Origin of the sequence: Dolomitihabitans soli (assembly GCF_022213955.1) — a bacterium.
In the GTDB taxonomy this organism is placed as follows: Bacteria; Actinomycetota; Actinomycetes; order Streptosporangiales; family Streptosporangiaceae; genus Streptosporangium_A; species Streptosporangium_A soli.
The window spans coordinates 440072-461365 of record NZ_JAKNTW010000002.1 but is presented as its reverse complement, the minus strand read 5'-3'; the positions used below and the strand labels follow the sequence as shown (position 1 = coordinate 461365).

Here is a 21294-nt window from a genome sequence, read left to right as displayed (position 1 = left end):
CCGGGATTGGGATCCAGGGGTGGAAGCAAGGTCCACCTTAGGTTAGGCTCGCCTAAGCAAAACGAGCCACCTTTCCCCACTCACCTCACAAGGAGAGCGCTGATGCGGGTCGTGATGTTCGGCTATCAGACCTGGGGGCATCGCACCCTCCAAGCCCTGCTGGACTCCGGGCACGACGTGGTACTGGCGGTCACTCACCCCCAGAGCGACCACGCCTACGAGAAGATCTGGAGCGACTCGGTGGCCGAGCTGGCCGAGGCCAACGGCGTCCCGGTCCTGCTTCGCAACCGCCCCGACGATGAACTCCTGCTCACCCTCAAGGAAGTCCAGCCCGACCTCATCGTCGCCAACAACTGGCGCACCTGGATACCGCCCCAGTTCTTCACCCTCCCCCGGTACGGCATCCTCAACGTGCATGACTCGTTGCTTCCGGCCTACGCCGGCTTCTCCCCGCTCATCTGGGCGCTCATCAACGGCGAGAAGGAGGTCGGCGTCACCGCCCACATGATGAACGCCGAACTGGACGCCGGGGACATCGTGGTGCAGCGCGCCGTACCGGTCGGCCCGAGCGACACCGCCACCGACCTGTTCCACCGCACCGTCGACCTCATCGCCCCCATCGTCGCCGAGGCCCTGGACCACATCGCCTCCGGCCGCACCGACTGGACGCCTCAGGACCGCTCCAAGGCCAGCTTCTTCCACAAGCGTTCGATCGAGGACAGCAACATCGACTGGACCTGGCCCGCCGAGGACATCGAACGGCTGGTGCGCGCCCAGTCCGACCCCTACCCCAATGCTTTCACCTACTACAAGGGTGAGCGCATCCGCATCCTGAAGGCCTCGGTCTCCACAGGCGTCTACGGCGGCACCCCGGGCCGGGTGTTCATCCGCGAGGGCGACGGCATCGTCATCGTCGCCGGCGCCGAGGCCCGCCGTGGCCGCAGCCATGGCCTGGTGATCGAACGGGTCCGCGTCCAGGACGGCACCGACCTGCCGGCCGATGAGGTGTTCAGGACCATGGGCGGCTACCTGGCCCGCCACCCGTGAGCGTCTCCTTCGCCCTTTGACCTGGCCGTATGATCAATCGGAGTTCTCAGCTCTCAGCTCTCAGCTCTCGGTGACGTGTCCGGACGTGACATGGAGCCGGCGGGTGGTGTGGATCGCCTCCAGCATGCGCCGGTCGTGGGTGACCAGCAGCAGGGTTCCCTGGTACGCGGCGAGCGCCGACTCCAGTTGTTCGATGGCGGGCAGGTCGAGGTGGTTGGTGGGCTCGTCGAGGACCAGGAGGTTGACCCCACGGGCCTGCAGGAGGGCGAGCGCGGCCCGGGTGCGTTCGCCGGGGGACAGGGTGGCCGCCGGGCGCAGCACGTGGCCGGCCCGCAGGCCGAACTTGGCCAGCAGTGTGCGGACGTCGGCCGGGGGCAGGTCGATGAGCGCGCCGAACGCCTCAAGCAGCGGCTCGTCACCCTCGAACAGGGCTCGTGCCTGGTCGACCTCGCCGACGACCACGCCGGGGCCGAGCGCGGCGGCGCCCTCGTCGAGGGGAAGCCGGCCGAGCAGCGCCCCGAGCAGAGTGGTCTTGCCCGAGCCGTTCGCGCCGGTGATCGCGATCCGTTCCGCCCAGTCGATCTGCAGGTCGACCGGTCCGAGGGAGAATCCGCCACGCCGTAGGACCGCGCCCCGCAACGTCCCCACCACGGCCCCGGAACGAGGCGCGGCGGCGATCTCCATCTGCAGCTCCCATTCCTTGCGCGGCTCCTCGACGGCATCCAGCCGCTCGATCAGCTTCTCGGTCTGCCGGGCTTTGGCGGCCTGCTTCTCGGTCGTCTCGGTACGGAAGTTGCGGCCGATCTTGTCGTTGTCGGTGGCCTTGCGCCGGGCGTTCTTGACACCCTTCTCCATCCAGGCGCGCTGGGTTCGGGCGCGGGCCTCCAGCGACGCCTTGGTCCCGGCGTAGCTCTCGTACTGCTCACGGGCGTGCCGGCGGGCGACCTCGCGCTCGTCCAGGTACGCGTCGTAGCCGCCGCCGTAGACACGGACCTGCTGCTGGGCGAGATCGAGTTCGAGGACCCGGTTCACGGTGCGGGCGAGGAACTCGCGGTCGTGACTGACCACGACGGTCCCGGCGCGCAAGCTGGTCACGAAGCGCTCCAGCCGATCCAGGCCGTCCAGGTCGAGGTCGTTGGTGGGTTCGTCGAGCAGGAACAGGTCGTAACGGCTGAGCAGCAGCGAAGCCAGTCCCGCCCGCGCGGCCTGGCCGCCGGACAGTGACGTCATCTCCTGGTTCAGGTCGACTGCGAGCCCGAGGCCGGCGGCCACCTCGGCGGCCCGCTCCTCCAGGTCCGCGCCGCCCAGGGCGAGCCAGCGGTCCAACGCCTCGGAGTACGCGTCGCCGGGGTCGCCGCTCACCAGGGCCTCGGTCGCCGCGTCGAGAGCGCGCTGCGCGGCGGCCACGCCGGTCCGCCGGGCGAGGAACGCGGCGACCGTCTCACCGGGCCGTCGTTCGGGTTCCTGTGGCAGGTGGCCGACGTTGGCGGTGGGCGGGCTGAGCCGTACCGAGCCCTGCTCGGGGGCGTCGAGGCCGGCCAGCAGGCGCAGCAGCGTCGACTTGCCCGCGCCGTTCGCCCCGACCAGCCCGACCACGTCCCCGGGCGCGACGACCAGGTCGAGATCCGCGAACAACACATGGTCGCCGTGGCCGGCGGCGAGTTCCTTCACAACAAGAGTGGCGCTCATCAGACCCTCAACACTATCGGCCGCCCGCCAGGAGGGCGCCGGAGCCGCATCGTCCCTCGCCGGAGTGCGGTGAGAAGACCCGCGCGCGGAGCGGGATGTCCGGGGTCGCGCCGGAGCGGGGCGGGGTACGGCCGGGCCGAACTTCGCCGATTTTTCCCCGCCCGGTCGCGCGTTGACGCCTGTCCGAATCCTTGACAGTTCCGTTTGTTACGGGCTAGTTTCCACGCACTTGAGGATTAACGTTCACGTGAACGTTAATCCCCCCGTCCCTTGCCCCCTTATACGAGGAGACGCGTGGAGACCACCCATGCACCGGCCGAGGACTTCCGGCGCGCGCTTATCGCCGCCGATCCGAGGCTTTCGAAGTTCAACCCCCTTCCCCGAATCCTGGCCTTCGACGAGTTCAACACCGGCACGCACGGCTGGACCGAACTCATCGGCAACCACGATGGATACGGCAACCTCGACACCGTCGACAAGCACATGCGCGACTTCCGGCCGCCGCAGCTCAGTGCCTGCGACTTCTTCGACATCGGCACCCACGGCGCCATGAGCGGCACCTACGCGCTGAAGGTGGCGACCAGGCCGGTCACCGGCCACACCGGGGTCGCGATCCGCCGCCTGACCATGGCCCAGCGCGGTGTCATCCAGTTCGAGACGTACTTCACCTACAAGAGTGAGGCGGCGACCGCCGAGTCGTCGCTCGGCAACACCTTCGGTGACGTCGCCTGGGACGGGAACCTGCATCCGTCGGAGGCGCAGTTCGGCGCGTTCACCATCGCCACCGATCTCTGCGACGGCGACGGCATCCGCTACCACTGCGTGATGCGCTACCAGAACACCGACCTTGACAACAAGCTGACCAGGCGCTGGGTCTACCCGGTCGTCCCCGAGCCGACGCCCAAGGAGAACCTGCACAACCAGGACAACCTCTCGCCCGTGGAGGATTTCACCGCGCCGAACCCGGAGGACTGGCAGCCGCTCGACCAGGAGCCGCAGTACCTCTGCTACAACGAGGTCCCCACCAAGGTCAACTGGCACTACCTGCGCTGGCAGTTCGACACACGCACAAGGACCAACATCGAACTCCAGGTCAATGACCGGGTGATGGATCTGCGCGACGTCCCCGTCCCCCAGTACGCGGACAAGTACGAGGGCCTGGAGAACCTGCTGAACTTCTACGTCAGCGTGCGCACCCATTCCCCGGTACGCAATTTCCTCTTCCTCGACTCGGCCCTCATCTCGGTGGACTGGTGACCATGAAGCAATCGATGACCGCCGTCCTGGAGCGGAACACCACCTTCACCGCCGACTTCACGACCGAGCCGTACGAGGTCGCCTGGGCCCGCGAGGCCCGCTGGTTCGTACGCACTCTCGAACTCGACGGCGAGGCCCCCAGCCTGCACCTGACCACCCAGATCTCCCCGGACGGCCTGCACTGGTGCGACGACGGCGCCCCCGAGCAGGTCAGCGGGGAGCCCAGCCTGCTGAGCTGGCCGGTGCGCGAGTTCGGCCACTGGCTGCGCCTGCGCGCCACGCTGCGCGGCGGCGACCCGAAGGCGAAGGTCCTCATCTATCTGGCCCTCAAGAGCTGACAGGAGAAAGCCATGGCACCATCCGACGAGGTAGGCAGGCGCGAGTTCCTGACCCTCCTCGGCGCCGGGGCCGCGCTGCTGGCAGGCTGCGCCCCCGGCGGGTCCGGCACCACCCCTGGCGGGGGTACGGCCCGGCCGCTCAGCGCCGCGTTCAACCAGGCCATCAACGACCTCGACCCGCACGGCGCCAGCGCCGTCGACGAGGCGTCGCTGCTGGCCAACCGGCAGATCTACGACACCTTGGTGACCAGGAACGGCGGCGAGGCGGCCCCGAGTCTCGCCATCTCCTGGCGTCAGCCGGACGAGAAGACGTGGGAGTTCACCCTCCGCGAGGACGTCACCTTCCACGACGGCAGCAAGCTCTCCTCAGCCGACGTGAAGGCTTCGCTGGAGCGGCTCGCCGCCTCGACAGGGCCGCAGAAGCCGCTGTGGGCCTCGATCGACGCCATCCAGGCGCCGGACGCCAAGACGATCACGATCACCACGAAGGAGCCGCTCGGCACCCTGCTGGTGAACCTGTCGCTGGCCTTCATCCTGCCCGCCGCCCAGCTCGGCAAAGAGGGCTTCTTCCGCAAGCCGGTCGGCAGCGGCCCATTCGCGGTCGAGTCGTTCACGCCGTCCGCCCAGCTACTGCTCAAGGCCGCCCCGAAGTACTGGGGAGGCGCACCGGCCCTGACCGGGCTGCGCCTGCCGTACATCCCGGAGACCTCCACGCGCATGACCTCGCTGCAGAACAGCGAGGTGGACATCACCTGGATCATCCCGCCTGACGAGCTGGCGCGCCTGCGTGGCGTCGACGGGCTCGAGGTCGAGAGCACGCCCGGCGTCAACTACTTCCTGACCTGGTTCAACTGCGGCCGCAAGCCGTTCGCCGACCCACAGGTCCGGCGCGCGCTCCACCACGCGCTGGACCTCAAGAGCATCGTCGCCAGCCTGTACGGCGAAGCCGCCACGGTCATGGACGCGCCCATCCCCGCGGCGGTGTTCGGCCACGCCGCCCAGGATCCCTACGCCTATGACCCCGACCTCGCCAAGAAGCTGCTGGCCGAGGCCGGCCACGGCGACGGGCTCCGCACCACGATGATGTGGTTCAAGGACACCGGACCGCTGGCCACCGAGCTGGCCCAGTCGTTCATCTCCGCATGGGCCAAGGTCGGTGTCACCGTCGAGGCCCAGCAGATCGAGAAGGCCGCCTGGATCAAGCGGCTCACCGCCCTCGACTGGGACATCGAGCTCCAGGTGAACACCGTCACCACCGGCGACGCCGACTACACCCTCGGCCGCCTGTACACCAGCGCGGCCAACCGCATGGGCTACGCCAGCAAGAAGCTCGACGCCGTCCTCGCCGACGCCCGCTCCACCCCCGACCAGGACAGACGCAAGGCGTTGTACGGCCAGGCCTGCGAAATCATCTGGAAGGACGCCGTCGGCATCTTCCCCGCGGCCCTGTCGGCCACCTATGGGCTGCGTTCCACGGTCAAGGGCTTCCAGCCTGCGGCCAACGGCCAGCCCGAGTTCCGCACGGTGTCGACCGCCGGATGATGGACGCCATGCCGGCCAGACGGCGTCCGACGCTCAGGGACATCGCCGCGAGCCTGGGCGTGTCGGTCAACACCGTGTCGCGTGCGCTGTCCGACAAGGACAGCGTCGGCCTGGAGACCAGAAACCGCGTCAAGGCCGAGGCGGAACGGCTCGGCTACGTGCCGAACGTGACCGCGCGCTCTCTCGTGCTCGGCTCGGCCACGACTCTCGGCATGGTGATCACCAACCCGTCCAACCCGTTCTACGCCCAGCTCATCAGCGCCATGGAGCAGCACAGCCGCAGACACGGCTACTCGCTCCTGCTGATGGCGACGGAGGAGAGCGTGGACAACGAGCGCCGCGCCGCGGAGGAACTGCTGCGCCGCGGGGTGGACGGCGTCCTGGTGGTCGCGGTGCAGCAGGGCGCCGAGCACTGGCGCCGCTTCCGAGCCGCCGGGGTCCCGCTCGTGCTGATCAGCCGCGACGTGCCTGAGCTCAACACCGACCTGGTGGGCGTCGACCACGTCCGTGGCGGTTACGAGGCCGCCAGGCACGCCATCACCCAGGGCGCCAGGAACATCTACTTCCTGGAGGAGGACCTCGGCGTCTCCTCGGTGACCGACCGCGTCGAGGGCTACCGCCGCGCGCTGGCGGAAAGCGGCCTGACCCTGGAGCCCGACGCCCTGCTCAAGGTGCCGACCACGCGCCTGGAACAGAGCGCCCTGCCGTGGAACCCCGGCGAGGCCTACCGCCTGGCCAGGCAGGTGCTGAGCACGGAACGCCGCCCACTGGCGTTCGTCGCCGGCAACGACTACTTCGCCCTCGGGGTGTACCGCGTCGCCGACGAGGCGGGCCTGCGCATCCCCGACGACGTGCTCGTGGTCGGGTACGGCGGGCATCCGTTCGCGCCGTACGTCATACCGTCCCTCACCACGGTCGACCTGCCCGCCGCCGAGGTCGGCGTGTCGGCCGTCGATCACATGCTGAGGCGGCTGACCCGGCAGGCGGGCGGCGAACCGGAGAAGATCCTTTTCCCGCCGCGCCTGGTGGAGCGGGCCTCCAGCGGAGGCAGCCCATGACCTTCTTCATCGGGCGGCGCCTGGCCCAGGCGCTGCTGCAGATCTGGGGCGCGATCACCATCGTGTTCGTCGCCCTGCGGGTGCTGCCGGGCGACCCCGCCGAGCTGATCCTCGGCAGTCAGGCGACTCCCGACCAGCTGACCGAGCTGCGCGCGCAGCTCGGCCTCGACGACCCGCTGCTGGTGCAGTACGTCCGGCACCTGGGAGACGTCGTACGGCTCGACTTCGGCGAGTCCTGGCGCCAGGGCATGGCCGCGCTCGACGCCACCCTGGTACGGCTCGGCCCGACGCTCAGCCTGGCCGTCTGGGCGATGGTCTTCACGGTGGTGCTCGGCTTCCTGTCCGGCACCTACGCGGCCAGGCACGCCAACTCTCCCATCGATCACCTGATCTCGGTGACCTCGCTGGTCGGCCAGGCGCTGCCGCCGTTCTGGATCGGCATCATGCTCTCGCTGATCTTCGCGCGCGGACTGCAGATCCTGCCGAGCACGGCCGACGGCACGATGGCCAGCCTGCTGCTGCCCGCCTTCACGCTGGCGCTGCCGTTCGTCGGCTGGCTGGGCCGGCTGGTGCGCACCGGGATCCTGGAGGAGATGAACCAGGACTACGTCCGCACGGCTCAGGCCAAGGGGCTGAGCCGGCGGGTGGTCTTCTACGTGCATGTCCTGCGCAACACACTGGTCCCGGTCGTGACCATGCTCGGCCTGCTGATGGGCAACTTCATCGCCAACGGCGTCATCGTCGAGGTGGTGTTCGCCTGGCCGGGCATCGGGACGCTGCTGGTGGACTCCATCAGTTTCCGCGACTACGCCGTCGTCGAGGCCGTGCTGACCGTGGTCACGATCTGCTACATCATCCTGAATCTGCTGGTCGACCTGCTCTACGGCTACCTCGACCCCAGGATCCAGCTGGAGAACGCATGACGCTGGACACGATCACCCGCCTGCCTCTGCGTGCCCACCTCGCCTTCGGGACCGTGCTGCTGTTCGTGGCCGCCGGTGTGCTCGGGCCGCTGCTGGCACCCTTCGACCCCACCCGCACCAGCCCTCAGGACCGGCTGTCGCCGCCGGGCAGCACGCTGTCCGACGGCACGACGGCCTGGCTCGGCACCGACCAGGTGGGCCAGGACCTGCTGGCCGAGGTGCTGGCCGGGATGCGCACCTCGCTGACCGTCGCCGTGGTGACCGTCCTCATCGGCGGCGGCGTCGGGCTGCTCCTCGGCCTGCTGGCCGGATACTTCGGCGGCTGGTCCGACGGGATCATCTCCCGCGTCGGCGACATCCAGCTCGCCTTCCCCAGCCTGCTGCTCGCCATCCTGCTGGCCGGAGTGCTCGGGCCGAGCATGGTGAACGTCATCATCGCGCTCGCGGTGACGCGTTGGGTGATCTTCGCTCGGGTGGTGCGCGGCTCGGCGCTGGCCGTACGCGATCGGGAGTTCGTGCACTCCGCTCGGGTGATGGGCGCCTCGCCCGCGCGCATCATGCTGTACTACATCCTGCCGTCGTGCCTGCCGCCGTTGCTGGTGGCGGCGACCGTACAGGTGGGGCTGACCATGGTGGCCGAGGCGTCGCTGAGCTTTCTCGGCCTCGGGGTGCCCACCACCCAGGCGTCCTGGGGTTCGACGATCGCGCAGGGCCGCGACTACCTCGCCTCGGCCTGGTGGATCGCCGCCGTACCCGGCCTGGCCCTGGCGCTCGTGGTGGTCGCCATCGGCATCCTCGGCGACCTGCTCCGTGACGCCTCCGATCCGATGACGGAGCTGAGCTGATGACCGAACGAAGTCCTCAGGCGTACGGTCAGCCGCCGCGCGATGGAGGTCTCCTGACGAGACTTCTGGAGGTGGACGGTCTCGCTGTCGAGTTCGACACGCGGAAGGGGCCGCTGCGGGCGGTGAGAGGGGTGTCCTTCCACGTCGAGGCGTGCGAGACGCTGGCCATCGTCGGCGAGTCCGGCAGCGGCAAGAGCGTGACCGCGCAGGCGCTGCTCGGGCTGGTGCCGTCGCGGGCCAGGATCACCGCCGGCAGCATCGCGATCGAGGGCCGCGACGTCACCGGGCTCTCCGACGCCGAGTGGCGCGAGCTGCGCGGCGAACGCATCGCGATGATCTTCCAGGACCCGCTGAGCGCGCTCAACCCGTCGCTCACGGTCGGCTACCAGATCGCCGAGATGTTCCGCCGCCACCGGGGAACCGGCCGTGCCCAGGCCAGGCGGTACGCGGCGGAGCTGATGGCGCAGGTCGGCATCCCGGACGCCGCGCGGCGGCTGGACGACCACCCGCACCGCTTCTCCGGCGGCATGCGACAGCGCGTGATGATCGCGATGGCGCTCGCCCTGGACCCGGTGCTGCTCGTCGCCGACGAGCCGACGACCGCGCTCGACGTCACCGTGCAGGCGCAGATCCTGCGGCTGCTACGGCAGCGCCGCGAAGCCGACCGGCTCGGCATGATCATCATCAGCCACGACCTCGGCGTGGTCGCACGGGTCGCCGACCGGGTCGCGGTGATGTACGCGGGCCAGATCGTCGAAACCGGCACCGTCCCGGAGGTGTACGGCCGGCCGGCGCACCCGTACACGCTGGGCCTGATGCGGGCCGTACCCGCGTTGCGCGGAACCGGGTCGACGCTGACGGCCATCGAGGGACAGCCGCCGGATCTCGCCGAGCCACCGACCGGTTGCTCCTTCCACCCGCGCTGCCCGCTGGCGCGTGAACGCTGCCGCGAGGAGGCTCCGGAGCCGCGCGAGCTGAGCCACGGCCGCGCGGTGACCTGCCACTTCGCCGAGGAGGTGCTCGACGATGCCTGATGAGCCGCTGCTGGAGCTGGTCGATCTGGTCACCACCTACAGGCTGCGCCGCGCCGAGGTCCACGCCGTGGCCGGGGTGAGCCTGAGCGTCGGCGCCGGGGAGACCGTGGGCCTGGTCGGCGAGTCGGGGTGCGGCAAGTCCACGATCGCCCGCACCATCGTCGGTCTGGTCAAGCCGTCCGCCGGCCAGGTGCTGTTCGAGGGAAGGGACCTCGCGACGCTGCCGGCGAGGGAGTTGCGCAGGCTGCGTCAGGAGATCCAGCTCGTCTTCCAGGACCCCTACGCCTCGCTGAACCCGCGCATGACGGTCGCCGCTCTGCTCAAGGAGGCCTGGCGCATCCACCCCGGCATCGTGCCGCGCCGGGACTGGGACGCCGAGGTGCGTGACCTGCTGGCCAGGGTCGGGCTGCGCCCCGAGCACGCGGACCGGTACCCGCACCAGTTCTCCGGCGGGCAGCGCCAGCGCATCAGCATCGCGCGGGCGCTGACCGTGCGCCCGAGGTTGATCGTGTGCGACGAGGCCGTCTCCGCGCTGGACGTGTCGGTGCGCGCGCAGATCCTGAACCTGCTGCAGGAGTTGCAGCGCGACCTCGGGGTGGCCTACCTGTTCATCTCACACGACCTCGGCGTGGTGCACCACCTGTGTGATCGGGTGGCGGTGATGTATCTCGGCAAGATCGCGGAGATCGGCCCGAAGGCGGAGATCTACCAGCGGCCCGCGCATCCGTATACGCAGGCGTTGTTGTCGGCGGCGCCCGCGGTGGACGACTGGCGTGACGTGGACCGTGCGGAGATCGTCCTGACGGGAGACGTCCCCTCGCCCTTGGCCCCGCCCTCGGGTTGCCGTTTTCGGACGCGCTGTTTCAAGGCCGAGGATCGGTGCGCGACCGAGGAGCCCGCGTTGCTCGACCGTGGCGGCGGCCACCCCGTCGCCTGCCATTTCGCGAACAGCACCACCGTCCCCGCCACCCCCCACTAGGAGCGATCCATGCCCAGGAAGTCGCTGGCCGCCGCTCTGGCCGCCGCCGTACTGACCACTCTCGCCGTGTCCGCGCCCACCTCGGCGGCATCGGCCACCCCCTGCGCCGAGGCGCCCATCGAGCCGGCCACCACCCGCGCCGTCTTCAACAACCCGATGACAGGCCAGGGCGACGCGCTCGTCCAGCAGCTCTGCGGCCTGATCCGCCAGACGCCGCCCGGCGCGCGCATCCGTGTCGCGCACTTCGTCATGTCGGGTACGGCCGGCACGCAGTTCGCCGACGAGCTCGTCAAGGCGCACAAGCGCGACGTGGACGTGCAGGTCATCGTGGACGGCGACACCCGGGGCGGCGCGGTGGCCGCGCGGCTGGCGGCCGAGCTGGGCGGCGACACCGCGGCGCGGTCGTACCTGCACGTTTGCTCGGGCCCCGTGTCGGGCGGCACGGCCGCGTGCATCGGAGACAAGGGCCAGCACAACAAGTTCTACCTGTTCTCGCGGGCGGGCCACGCCTCGGACGTCGTCGTGCAGTCCTCGGCCAACCTCACCGACCTGAACTCCACGACGTACTGGAACAACGCCGTCATCCTGCCCCGCAACCAGCGGCTGTCGGCCGCCTACAACAGCTACTTCGAGGACCTCGCGGCCGAAAAGAAGAACCTCGACTACTACCGCGTCGTCCAGACCGGCACGGCCGGTGGCTCGGTGCGCGCCCATTTCTTCCCCCGGGCCGGCGCGGACGCCTCGACGGACCCCATCGTGGAGAGCCTGTCCGAGGTGAGCTGCGCGGGCGGCACGAAGATCCGGGTGGGCATGTCGGAGTGGGACGCCTACCGGCTGGCGATCGCGCAGCGGCTGGCGCGGTTGTCCGCTCAGGGCTGCCCGGTGCAGATCGTCTACGGGATCATGGACGACGAGGTCAGGCAGGTGTTGCAGGGGGCGCCGGGGATCGAGCTGCGCACACTGGGCGACGGCAGCGCGCTGCCTGGGCGGATCCACTCGAAGTACCTGCTGGTGGAGGGCACGTATGGCGGGGATGGGGACGCGCGGTGGGTGTTCACCGGCAGCCACAACTTCAACGAGACCTCGCTGCGCCGCAACGACGAGACCCTGCTGAGGCTCAACGACCGCGGCGTCTACCAGCAGTACGTCACCAACTTCGAGGCCATGCGCGCCGCCGCCCCCCTGGCCACCGCTCCGTAGTCCCTTGGGCTGGCGCGCCCGTTGTAGGCCTGGCTCGATGTTCTCCTACAACGGGGCCGCCCTGCCGCCGACCGCGCCAGGGCTGCTCAACCCGATGATCGCCGGAGCCGCGATGGCCTGCTCCCGCGTGTTCGTGGGCAGCAACAGCCTCAGGCTGCGCAGCGTCGAATAGCCGGCCGATCGGGAGGGCCGCAGCCAATGGCGCCTGCGGCCGCCCTTCCATCGGTTGGGCGGGTGGTGATTCCCGATGGCCCCGGGCGCCAGGTCGGGCAGGGGGTGCCGGGCGCACAGTTCGGTCACGTCCGCGCGGGCCCGGGAGCGGACGGCCTCGTCGAGGTGCCAGGTGCCGGTGTCCGTGGCCTGGATGGACGACAGCACACGGTCGACCAAGGCGGCGCACTGTCGAACGGCGTCGTCGTCCATGCCACGTGCGGCCAGGTGATTCGTTCCCAGCCGCAGACCGCTGGTCACCCGGGGGCCGTGCGGATCGTTGGGGATCTTGTTCTTGTTCACGATGATTCCGCACGACTCGAGTGCCTGCTCCGCGACGAGGCCGGTCAGACCCTTGCGGCTGACGTCGATGAGCACCATGTGGTTGTCGGTGCCGCCGGTGAGGACGTGGTAGCCGGCGGTGGACAGCGCCGCGGCCAGCGCCGCGGCTCCGGAGACGATGCGCCCGGCCAGCTCCCGGAACTCGGGCTGCGCCACCAGCGCCAGCGCTCTGCTCTTGGCCGCGACGGCCTGCAACTGCGGGGTGCCCTGCACATAGGGGAAGACCGCGCTCTGCAGGGTCTCGGCGAGGGTCTTACGAGAGCCGGGTACGGGAGTGCCGGCGTCCCTGCCCATCAGGATGAGGCCGCCGCGGGGTCCGTAGAGCTGCTTGTAGGTGCTGGTCGTGGTCACATGCGCGAAATCGATGGGACTGGGGTGCAGCCCGGCCGCCACCAGACCTGAGATATGGGAGATGTCGGCGAGCAGGAAGGCTCCGACCTCATCGGCTATCGCACGGAACCGGGCGAAGTCGATCTCGCGCGGGTAGGCGCTCGCTCCGCAGACGATCAGCCGCGGTCGGTGTTCCTTGGAGAGGCGTTCGACCTCGTCCATGTCGATCCAGCCGGCGGCGTCGGTGCCGTAGCCGATCGGCTTGAAGTAGTTGCCGGACACCGAGGCGCGGGAACCGTGGGTGAGATGACCGCCCGCGCTCAGCTCCATCCCGAGCAGCACGTCGCCGGGCTGGAGCAAACTGAACATGACGGCCTGGTTGGCCGTGCTGCCCGAGTGGGGCTGGACGTTGGCGTACCGGGCCCCGAAGGCCGCCTTGGCACGGCGGATCGCCAGCCGCTCCACCTCGTCCACCACCTCGCAGCCCGCGTGGAAGCGGGCCCCTGGGTACCCCTCGGTCGTGACGTTGCCGAGCACCGTTCCCTCACAGGCGGTCACGGAGGCGGGCGCGACGCTGGAGGCCGCGATCATGGCGAGGGTCTCGGACTGGCGGCGGTGCTCGCGCTCCAGCAGGCCGTAGAGCTCGGGGTCCTGGTCGTGCAGCTGACGTAAGCCGAGCTCCGCATAGGTTGCCAGAGGGCTGGAAGACATGGTCACCGACTTTCTACGCGTTCCGGAGGCCGGCGAGGGCCGGCTCTTCGGGGCCTTCGGCCATCTGATGCAGCGCGGACAGGACGTACTGGAGCAGCTCTTCGGCGGTGCCCTCGCCGTACCGGGTCTCGTCGGCGACGACCTCCAGGAGCTGACCGCGGCCGCGCGGGTCATCGATGACCTCGACGCGGACGGGGAAGCTGGACGGGTCCCTGAGGTCCTCGTCGGCGGTGACCAGGCCGGTTTCCAGGAGCCGGTCGCGGACGTGGAAGTGGACATAGTTGAAGACGGTGGTGAAGGGGACGCCGCCGAGCAGCGCGCGCACCTCGGCGTCCGGGAAGCGGCGGTGGCCCAGCAGACCGCGCTCCGCCTCGAAGGCACGCCGGGCCGCGGTGTGCCAGGACACCTCGGCCACATCCAGGTGGAAGGGCAGGGTGTTCAGGAACAGCCCGATGGTCAGGTCGCTGCCCGCCGTCTCCGGCCGACCGCTCACGGTCAGCCCGACCGTGACCTCGGTGGTGCCGGTCAGGGCCGCCTGAGCCGTACAGTTGGCGGCCAGGAACAGGCTCTTCAGCGGAAGGCCCCATTCGGCGCTGAGCTGATGGATCCGCTGGATGTCGCCGACGGGGATCTGAGCCGCGGCTTTTCTGAAGGGATCGCCCGTACCGTCGCCCCGCTCCGGCAGCTTCGCCCCCGCATCGGCGCCCAGGCTCTCGAAGAACCGCCGGGACGCGTCGTCCCGCAGCGCCGCACGCTCCAGGCGTACGTACTCCTCCGCGGGCGCGGGGTCGGCGAGTTCGAGGTCCTCGCCGCGCAGCATGGCCGCGTACAGCCGGACCACCTCGCTGGCCAGGACGGACTCGCTCCAGCCGTCGAGCGCCGCGTGGTGGAACGCGTAGGCGAGCTGGAATTCCGAGGTGCCCGTGGCGGCCGCGTGCACGCGCCACAGCGGTGCCCGCTCGGGGTCGAAGGGGGCCTGCAGATCCCGCATGACCTTGTCGTACCGCTCGGCCTTCGCGGCTGGGTCCAGACCTGACCAGTCCGCCGTCTCCACCGGTACGACGACGTTCCGCTCGACCACCTGCATGGGCTCGCTGAAGGTGGTCAGGTCGAAGCGCGTCCGCAGCATCGGGTGGCGCCGGGTGACGCGGTCGACGGCCCGCCGCAGCACGGACGGGTCGAGGGGGAGCGTGATCGAGCGGGAGACCACGTCGATATAGAGGACACCCTCGCTCAGCAGGCTCTCGTAGATCAGGCCGAGCTGGAGACGGGAGGCGGGGTACGCCGCCTCCGCGCTGCCTTGAACCAGCGCCCGGTCCTGGGCGGAGAGAAGCTCCTCACCCTGTCCTTCGTCCTCCGCGTCCGCCGCGCCGACGCAGGCGCCGCGCGGCGTGGGGTTCTTGAACAGGTCCAGGAGTGTCAGTCGCAGCCCGCGTTCCCTGGCCACGCCGACGACCTGGACGGCGAGGAGCGAGTCCCCGCCCAGGGAGAAGAAGTCGTCGTCGGGGCCGACCCCGTCGACGACGAGGACTTCCTCCCAGACGCGCGCCAGGACGGTCGCGTCGGGGAGTCCTCCCTGCTGGGGCGGCTCGTCGGTGGTCGTCTCACGCATTATCCGTTCCTCCTGGTCGTCGTGGCGTACGGACCGGTGTCACAGCCGGCCGAGTTCGGCTCCGGTGACAGTCCGGACACCGGCCTGTCCGGGGAAGGCGAAGGTGAACCGCAGCCGGGACTCCACGTCCTTGAAGACCGTGGCGAGTTCGGCCAGGCCGGCGGTCTCCCCGATGACGATGTCGAGTTCCCGTGTGTGGACGCCGCCCTCCAGCCGAGTGCCCGGCCGGGCGTAGGGGCGGTAGAGGGTCACCTCGGGCAGGTTTCGGATCTCGTCGGTGCCTTCGACCCCGACCAGTTCGCAGGGATCGCGGGGAGCGGGATGGAAGATCTGGTAGAAGGCCCGGCCGTGCGGAAGCGGGGGGACACTGACGCGTTCGCCGAGGGCGATCCGGCCGGCGAGTTCGATCAGGTCCGTGCCGACGGCCCGGCGGGAGAGTTCGTTGATGCCGCCGCCGAGCCGTCCGTTGACCTCGATGAACCGGGGCCCCTCGGGGGTGAGCTTGGCCTCGGTGTGGGTCAGACCCGTGGTGATGCCGAGCGCCGTGACAGCCCGCCGGGCCAGGTCGAAGACCTGCTCCGTCTCCTCCGGATCCAACGGGGAGGGCCAGAACCTGCCGGTCTCCCTGAAAGGGGGGACCATGGGGAACTTGCCGGTCACGGCGATGTCGGTGACCTCGCCGTGCTGCACGAGCTGCTCGATCGAGACGTAGTCGCCGAACGGCGCGCAGTCCCGCCCCACCAGATACTCCTCAAGCACCAGAGCGCCCTCGGGATCGTATCCGGGCGCCCCTGCGGCCAGCAGGCGTTCGACGGTCCGTCGTCCGTCGGCCTCGTCCTCGATGAGGAAGGTGTTGCGGCTGGCCCCCCCGAAGGCGGGCTTGAGAACCGCGGGAAGTCCGACGTGCGCGACCGCGTCCGCCCAGTGGGCGGCGGTGTCGACCCGGTGGAAGCGAACGGAGTCGACTCCCGCCGCGCGCAGGGCACTTCGCTGTCGCCACTTGTCGGTGAGGATGGCGGTTGTGGCCGGTCCGTGCTGCGGCAGCCCCAGCCGGTGGGCCAGCTCGCCGGTGAGGCGCAGGGCCTTCTCGCTGAACGTCACGATGCCACCAGGGCCGCGGCCGCCGAGCTCGGCCACCGCCTGGTCGAGGTCGTCGATCCACACGATGGGCGCGAACTGTGAGAGCAGCGGCTCCATCGCCCGGGTGTGCTCGTTGCGCTCCGCGGCGAAGACCCAGGTGGCCCAGTCGCCCAGCCCGACCGCGATGTCGCCCGGCTGGGCCGCACCGAAGTCGTACACCACGATCAGCGGCTTCACCGGTACTCCTTTCGTGCGCGGTCGCGGTCCAGGGCGGTGTGGATCAGCTCGATCACGCTGGTCAGGTCGTCCCGGAAGTAGAAGTGGCCGCCGGGCAGCGTGCGCGTGGTCAGGCCCCCGTCGGTGTACTCGCCCCAAGACTCCAGGTGCTCGGCGGTCACCCAGACGTCGTCCGCGCCGCCGATGGCGAGTACCGGGCAGGCGAGCGTGCGGTGGTCGGGGATGTGCCGGGCGAGCATCAGGTAGTCGGCGCGCAGGACCGGCACGATCAGGTCGGCCACGGCGGACTCGTTGAGCAGTTCGGGATCGATCGTGCTGTAGCGGGTGATCTCCTGGAGCCACTGCGTGTCGGTCATGGCGAGGATCTGCCCGGCGTTCATGCGGGCCGAGTACGGTGGCCGGGCCGCGGAGGCGACGAGCAGTTCCACCTCACGTCCCGCGTTCTCCAGGTGCCCGGCCAGCGCGTGGCCGAGCACACCGCCGAGGCTGTGGCCGATGACGGCCACCGGGCCCGTGGAATGCCGCTGGATCGTCCGGGCGGCTTCGACGGCGAGCTCGCCGAGGCTCGTCGGCAGCGGTTCGGTCGCCCGCGGCCCACGGCCGGGGTACTGCAGCACGAGGACGCTCTCGTCCGCGCGCAGCAGCTGCCGGGGCCAGTCGGCCATGGAGTACGCGCTGCCGCCGGCGAAGGGAGCCAGGACGTAGGTGCGGGTGCCCTGCGCGGCGCCGTAGTGCCACAGCAGGGGAGTCAGTTCGGTGCGGGTCACGATGCCGCGGTCATCACGGACTTGGGGCGGATGTCGGTCCACACCACCGCGACATGGGCCAGGCACTCCTCCCGGCCACCGCTGAAGCCGATCGTCCTCCAGCCGTTCGGCAGGGCCTTGACCTCGGGCCAGATCGAGTACTGCTCTTCGGCGTTCACCACGACGGTGTAGGTCATCAGATGGTCTCCTCAGCAGATGAGTTGGCAGGGGGAACGCTCGCGCGCAGGGCTTCGGCGTAGGACTCGACGAGTGCGCTCATCCGGGCTGCGGTGAAGACCTCACCGCTGAAGCGCCACAGGATGGTCAGACAGCCGTCGACGACGCTGGGGTAGATCTCGATCGGGAAGGGGCGGGGCATGTCCCGCGGCCGGTCGTCTCCGGAGATGTCGATACGGACGTCCCCGAGCGGCCCCGGCGTACGGCCCGCGCCGTCGCCGTCCCCGCCGTCGCCGTCCGCGTGCAGATAGCCGGGTTCTCCCCAGTAGTTGAAGAGCACCTGGGGCACGGGGAGGGCGGCGAGCCGGGCGCGCAGCCCCGGATCGGGGTGGAGATGGCGCAGCAGGTCGTGGTCGAGGCCCCGGCCCGGAATGTTCCTGATCAAGTCGGCGACGGCACGAGCCTGTCGCCCGTCCGCGGGATCGGTGAGCATCGGCAGGGCGAAGGGATAGGCGGTGTTGAAGAAGCCGACCGTACGGCTCAGGTCGACGTCGTCGAACAGGTCCTCCCGGCCGTGGCCGCCGAGCTGAACCTGCAGGTCACCGGAGGGGGCGCCCAGCCACTTCTTGAAGCCGGCACCGAGTGCGGTCAACAGGTACTCGTACACGGTCAGTCCGGAGCTCGCGGCTCCGGCGACGAACCGGCGGGTCCATGCCTTGTCGAAGGTGAAGGTGCGCTCCTGGGTGTTGCCCTCGACCCCCTGGGCGCGGGTGTCCGTCACCGGCACGCAGCGGCTCCAGTCGCGGGTCAGCCAGTATTCGGCGTTCAGGCTTTCCGGTTCGCCGCGCACGAACTCCACCAGGCGGCGGGCCCATTCGGTGTACGGAGTGCCGACCGGGTCCAGGGCAGCGGTGCCGCCGTCGCGCAGAATCGTGGAGAGCTCCTCGGTGATCACGTTCCAGGAGTAGAGGTCCACGACCGCGTGGTGGACGATCATGACCAGCCGGTCGTGCAGCCCGTCGGGGAGCCGGAGCAGCCCGGCCCGGCACACCGGACCCGCGCCCAGGTCGAGCGCCGCGTGCAGCTCGGTCGCCGAGGCGTGCATCCGGGACTCCAGCGCGTCCGCCGCCACCTCCCTCAGGTCGAACTCCGTGACGGGCGGCGGAACGTCGGAGACCGTCTGCGCCAACGCGCCGTCCACCGGGGCGATCCGGGCGCGCAGCATCGCGTGGCGCTCGGCCAGCAGATGTACGGCGCGCTCGACCTCTTCGGTGGTGACGGGGCGCCGGACGGCGTAGAGGACCCCGTGGTTCCAGTAGTCGGGACGGGGCACACCGCGGGCGAAGAAGGCCAGCTGGGCGGGGGTGAGCGGGGCGGGAGAGCGGTCGGCGCCGGGGTGCGCGGCGGCCCGGGGATCGGCGTCGTCGGCGGCGCGTCGTCGAGCGACCGTGGCCAGCCCCTCGACGGTTCGGTGCTCCAGCACGTGCCGGGGGCGCAGTTCGATGCCGCGGCGCCCGGCCGCCTGGACGATGCGGATACCGGTGATGGAGTCGCCGCCCAGCGCGAAGAAGTCGTCGGTGACACCGACGCGTTCGAGCCTGAGGCAGGTCGCCCACAGCTCGCACAGTTCCGCTTCGAGAGGGGTGCGCGGCGCCGTGTACGCGGCGGTCGGCACGGTGCGTTCGGCGGCGCGGACGCGCAGCGCCTTGCGGTCCACCTTGCCGTTGCGGTTGCGGGGCAGCTCGCCGATTGTCAGCACCTCGTTCGGCACCATGTACGCGGGCAGCCGGCCGGCGACGAATTCCTTGATCTGTTCGGCGGTCGGGGCACTGCCGGGCGTGAGCGTGACGAAGGCGACGAGCCGTTCCAGGCCGTCGTCCTTGAGGAGTTCGACGATGGCCCGCGCCACCTGCGGACAGCTCTCCACGGCGTGTTCGATCTCACCGAGCTCCACCCGGCGGCCCCGGAGCTTGACCTGGTTGTCGGCCCGGCCGAGCAGTTCGACGGATCCGTTCGTACGCCATCGGCCGAGGTCTCCGGTGCGGTACATGCGCTGTCCCGGCTCCGCGGAGAACGGGTCCGGCAGGAACGCGCCCGCCGTCAGCGCGGGCTGACCGACATAGCCGCGGCCCACGCTCTCGCCGCCGATGTACACCTGGCCGGTCACGCCGGGTGGCACGGGGTGCAGATCGGCGTCCAGCACATGGACACGGACATTGGGCAGCACCTTCCCGACGGAGGTGTACATGCCCTCATCGGCCGTGACGGGCCCGCCCGTGCTGTCGTCGGCGACCTCCGCGGGCCCATAGGCGTTGAGCAGCTCCACCCCGGGCATGACGGCGTGCCAGCGGCGCGCCAACTCGCCGCTGAGCGGTTCGCCCGTGGCGATCAGGCGGCCCAGGGTCGCGCGGACGGCCGCGGCCGAGTCGGGAGCGTCCTCGAAGTGGTCCAGGAGCACGGCGACGAAGGTCGGCACCAGCGCGAGACAGCCGAACCGGTGCTCCACCGCCATCGCGGCGAGCGCCGCGGGATCGCGCACCACGTCGTCGGGGACGACACAGACCGTCGAGCCGGCCGTCAGGCCCGCGAACATCTGCCAGATGGACAGGTCGAAGGTGAGCGGCGCGGTCTGCGGCACCTCCACACCGGGACGCAGCCCGTAGTCCGGCAACCGGGTCGCGAGAAGGTTGAGCAAGGAGTGGTGCTCGACTCCGGCCCCCTTGGGGGTGCCCGTCGATCCCGAGGTGAAGATGATGTAGGCGAGGTCGGCGGGAGCCGCCGGGGGACCGAGGAGCTCCTGCACCGTCTCGGGGCTGTACGGCCCCGGGGCGGACTCGACCTCCTCGCGCAGGTGCTGGGGGAACAGCCGGGTCGTGCCGGATTCCTGCGGGAGCTCCACTTCCGTGCCGGCGACGACGACGTGGGCGTCTCGCATCAGCCGGTCCCGGCGTCCGGCGGGCATCGCGGGATCCAGGGGTACGTACACGCCGCCCGAGAAGAGGACGCCGACGGCCATCACGAGGAACCACGCGCTGCGTGGCGCGACCAGCGCGACCTGGCTCTCCGGGCCGACCCCCGCCTCCCGCAGCCGCAGTGCGACGGCGGTGGCGTACGAGCACAGCTGCCGATAGGTGAACGAGTCCGTCTCGTCGTGGATCGCGACGGCGTCGGGGCGCTGCGCGGCCTGGGCCAGCAGCAGGTCCCGGTACGGCCGGCCGTTGTCCAGCGGGGCGGTCTCGTTGAAGGCGACCAGCACCTGGTGGCGGGTGGTCTCGTCGAGGACGCCGAGGTCCGCGAGACGCCGGTCGGGGTCGGCCAGACCCTGCTCCAGCACCGAGGCCACACCCGTCGCCAGCGCGCTCAGCCGCTCGGCGGGCAGCAGCCGCGACGTCACGGTGATCTCTTCGGCGCCCAGGTGCAGCGCCGCTGCCGCCTCGGCGCCGGGCTCCGCGGCGGGGTCGCCGGCGGCGTCGACCGTGAACGTCAGGTCCCCTTGCAGAAGGCTCTGGAGAGTGCCGGCGTCGGCATCGCCGTTCTCGAGGACCTGCGCGGCCACGGACCGTACGGTGCCCAGCCATTCCCGGAAGGTCGCCGCGGGGTCGGGGCCCAGCAGCGCGGGGAGCCCCTGCCCCAGCGGGGCGCCGGCCAGCAGGGTGACGGCCCCCTCGGCGCCGAATCGGCGTAGGACGAGGGCCGTGGCGGCCGCGGCGGAGACCCAGAGCAACAGGGGCCGGCCGCCGGTGACGCGGATGAGGGCCGCACGGGTGGCGGGTGTGAGGGCGGCCCTCGCGGTCGTCAGGTCGCCGGGAGTGGCGTCGTACGAACCGCCCAGGGCCTGCGCCGTGGCGACGGATCCCGCGCGCAGGTCGTCCCGGTGTCGCAGCCAGAACTCGCGGGAGGCGAGGCCGGTGACGTCGATGGTGGTGTTCACGTGGGG

16 protein-coding genes and 1 pseudogene are annotated in these 21294 nt (G+C 70.5%); 10 read left to right on the top strand and 7 right to left on the bottom strand.

The window, feature by feature from the left end; translation table 11 throughout:
• Nucleotides 1-102 precede the first annotated feature (102 nt).
• Nucleotides 103-1047, top strand: a complete 945-nt coding sequence (locus MBA17_RS06885) for a methionyl-tRNA formyltransferase (RefSeq protein WP_238495434.1) — start codon at nucleotides 103-105, stop codon at nucleotides 1045-1047.
• A gap of 60 nt (nucleotides 1048-1107) precedes the next feature.
• On the opposite strand, the gene MBA17_RS06880 is transcribed toward MBA17_RS06885, so the two are convergent.
• Nucleotides 1108-2736, bottom strand: a complete 1629-nt coding sequence (locus MBA17_RS06880; protein ID WP_238495433.1) for an ABC-F family ATP-binding cassette domain-containing protein — start codon at nucleotides 2734-2736, stop codon at nucleotides 1108-1110.
• A 294-nt stretch (nucleotides 2737-3030) separates the two neighbouring features.
• Here MBA17_RS06880 and MBA17_RS06875 point away from each other — a divergent pair, with 294 nt between their 5' ends.
• From MBA17_RS06875 to MBA17_RS06835, 9 genes are all read left to right on the top strand, one after another.
• Nucleotides 3031-3993, top strand: coding sequence for a DUF6772 family protein (locus tag MBA17_RS06875; protein ID WP_238495432.1), 963 nt, complete (start codon nucleotides 3031-3033; stop codon nucleotides 3991-3993).
• A 2-nt stretch (nucleotides 3994-3995) separates the two neighbouring features.
• The gene (locus MBA17_RS06870; RefSeq protein WP_238495431.1) at nucleotides 3996-4331 is read left to right on the top strand and encodes a hypothetical protein; all 336 of its coding nucleotides are present in this window, start codon (nucleotides 3996-3998) and stop codon (nucleotides 4329-4331) included.
• A 12-nt stretch (nucleotides 4332-4343) separates the two neighbouring features.
• Entirely contained in the window at nucleotides 4344-5873 is a 1530-nt protein-coding gene (locus tag MBA17_RS06865) for an ABC transporter substrate-binding protein (RefSeq protein ID WP_238495430.1), read from the top strand.
• 8 nt (nucleotides 5874-5881) lie between these two features.
• Complete coding sequence (locus tag MBA17_RS06860; RefSeq protein ID WP_238495429.1) at nucleotides 5882-6931, top strand: LacI family DNA-binding transcriptional regulator; 1050 nt, start codon at nucleotides 5882-5884, stop codon at nucleotides 6929-6931.
• Nucleotides 6928-7854, top strand: coding sequence for an ABC transporter permease (locus MBA17_RS06855; RefSeq protein WP_238495428.1), 927 nt, complete (start codon nucleotides 6928-6930; stop codon nucleotides 7852-7854). The genes MBA17_RS06860 and MBA17_RS06855 overlap by 4 nt, the downstream gene beginning before the upstream one ends.
• A complete protein-coding gene (locus tag MBA17_RS06850) occupies nucleotides 7851-8699 on the top strand; it encodes an ABC transporter permease (protein WP_238495427.1) in 849 nt (282 codons plus the stop codon). Before MBA17_RS06855 ends, MBA17_RS06850 begins: the two co-directional genes overlap by 4 nt.
• A gap of 71 nt (nucleotides 8700-8770) precedes the next feature.
• Nucleotides 8771-9733: an ABC transporter ATP-binding protein gene (locus tag MBA17_RS06845; RefSeq protein WP_238495426.1), complete on the top strand. Its 963-nt coding sequence runs from the start codon at nucleotides 8771-8773 to the stop codon at nucleotides 9731-9733.
• A complete protein-coding gene (locus MBA17_RS06840; protein WP_238495425.1) occupies nucleotides 9726-10712 on the top strand; it encodes an ABC transporter ATP-binding protein in 987 nt (328 codons plus the stop codon). The genes MBA17_RS06845 and MBA17_RS06840 overlap by 8 nt, the downstream gene beginning before the upstream one ends.
• A gap of 9 nt (nucleotides 10713-10721) precedes the next feature.
• On the top strand, nucleotides 10722-11912 hold the full coding sequence (locus tag MBA17_RS06835) for a phospholipase D-like domain-containing protein (RefSeq protein WP_238495424.1): 1191 nt from the start codon (nucleotides 10722-10724) through the stop codon (nucleotides 11910-11912).
• Between the two features lie 270 nt (nucleotides 11913-12182).
• Here the strand turns inward: MBA17_RS06835 and MBA17_RS06830 are convergent.
• From MBA17_RS06830 to MBA17_RS06805, 6 genes and pseudogenes are all read right to left on the bottom strand, one after another.
• Nucleotides 12183-13505, bottom strand: a pseudogene (locus tag MBA17_RS06830) (serine hydroxymethyltransferase); the annotation flags it as partial.
• Nucleotides 13506-13518: 13 nt separating this feature from the next.
• On the bottom strand, nucleotides 13519-15117 hold the full coding sequence (locus MBA17_RS06825) for a condensation domain-containing protein (protein WP_238495423.1): 1599 nt from the start codon (nucleotides 15115-15117) through the stop codon (nucleotides 13519-13521).
• A gap of 39 nt (nucleotides 15118-15156) precedes the next feature.
• Nucleotides 15157-16434, bottom strand: coding sequence for an ATP-grasp domain-containing protein (locus MBA17_RS06820; RefSeq protein ID WP_238495422.1), 1278 nt, complete (start codon nucleotides 16432-16434; stop codon nucleotides 15157-15159).
• The gene (locus MBA17_RS06815) at nucleotides 16431-17201 is read right to left on the bottom strand and encodes a thioesterase II family protein (RefSeq protein WP_238495421.1); all 771 of its coding nucleotides are present in this window, start codon (nucleotides 17199-17201) and stop codon (nucleotides 16431-16433) included. Before MBA17_RS06815 ends, MBA17_RS06820 begins: the two co-directional genes overlap by 4 nt.
• Entirely contained in the window at nucleotides 17198-17377 is a 180-nt protein-coding gene (locus MBA17_RS06810) for an MbtH family protein (RefSeq protein ID WP_238495420.1), read from the bottom strand. The genes MBA17_RS06815 and MBA17_RS06810 overlap by 4 nt, the downstream gene beginning before the upstream one ends.
• Entirely contained in the window at nucleotides 17377-21288 is a 3912-nt protein-coding gene (locus MBA17_RS06805) for an amino acid adenylation domain-containing protein (protein WP_238495419.1), read from the bottom strand. The genes MBA17_RS06810 and MBA17_RS06805 overlap by 1 nt, the downstream gene beginning before the upstream one ends.
• Nucleotides 21289-21294: the final 6 nt, after the last annotated feature.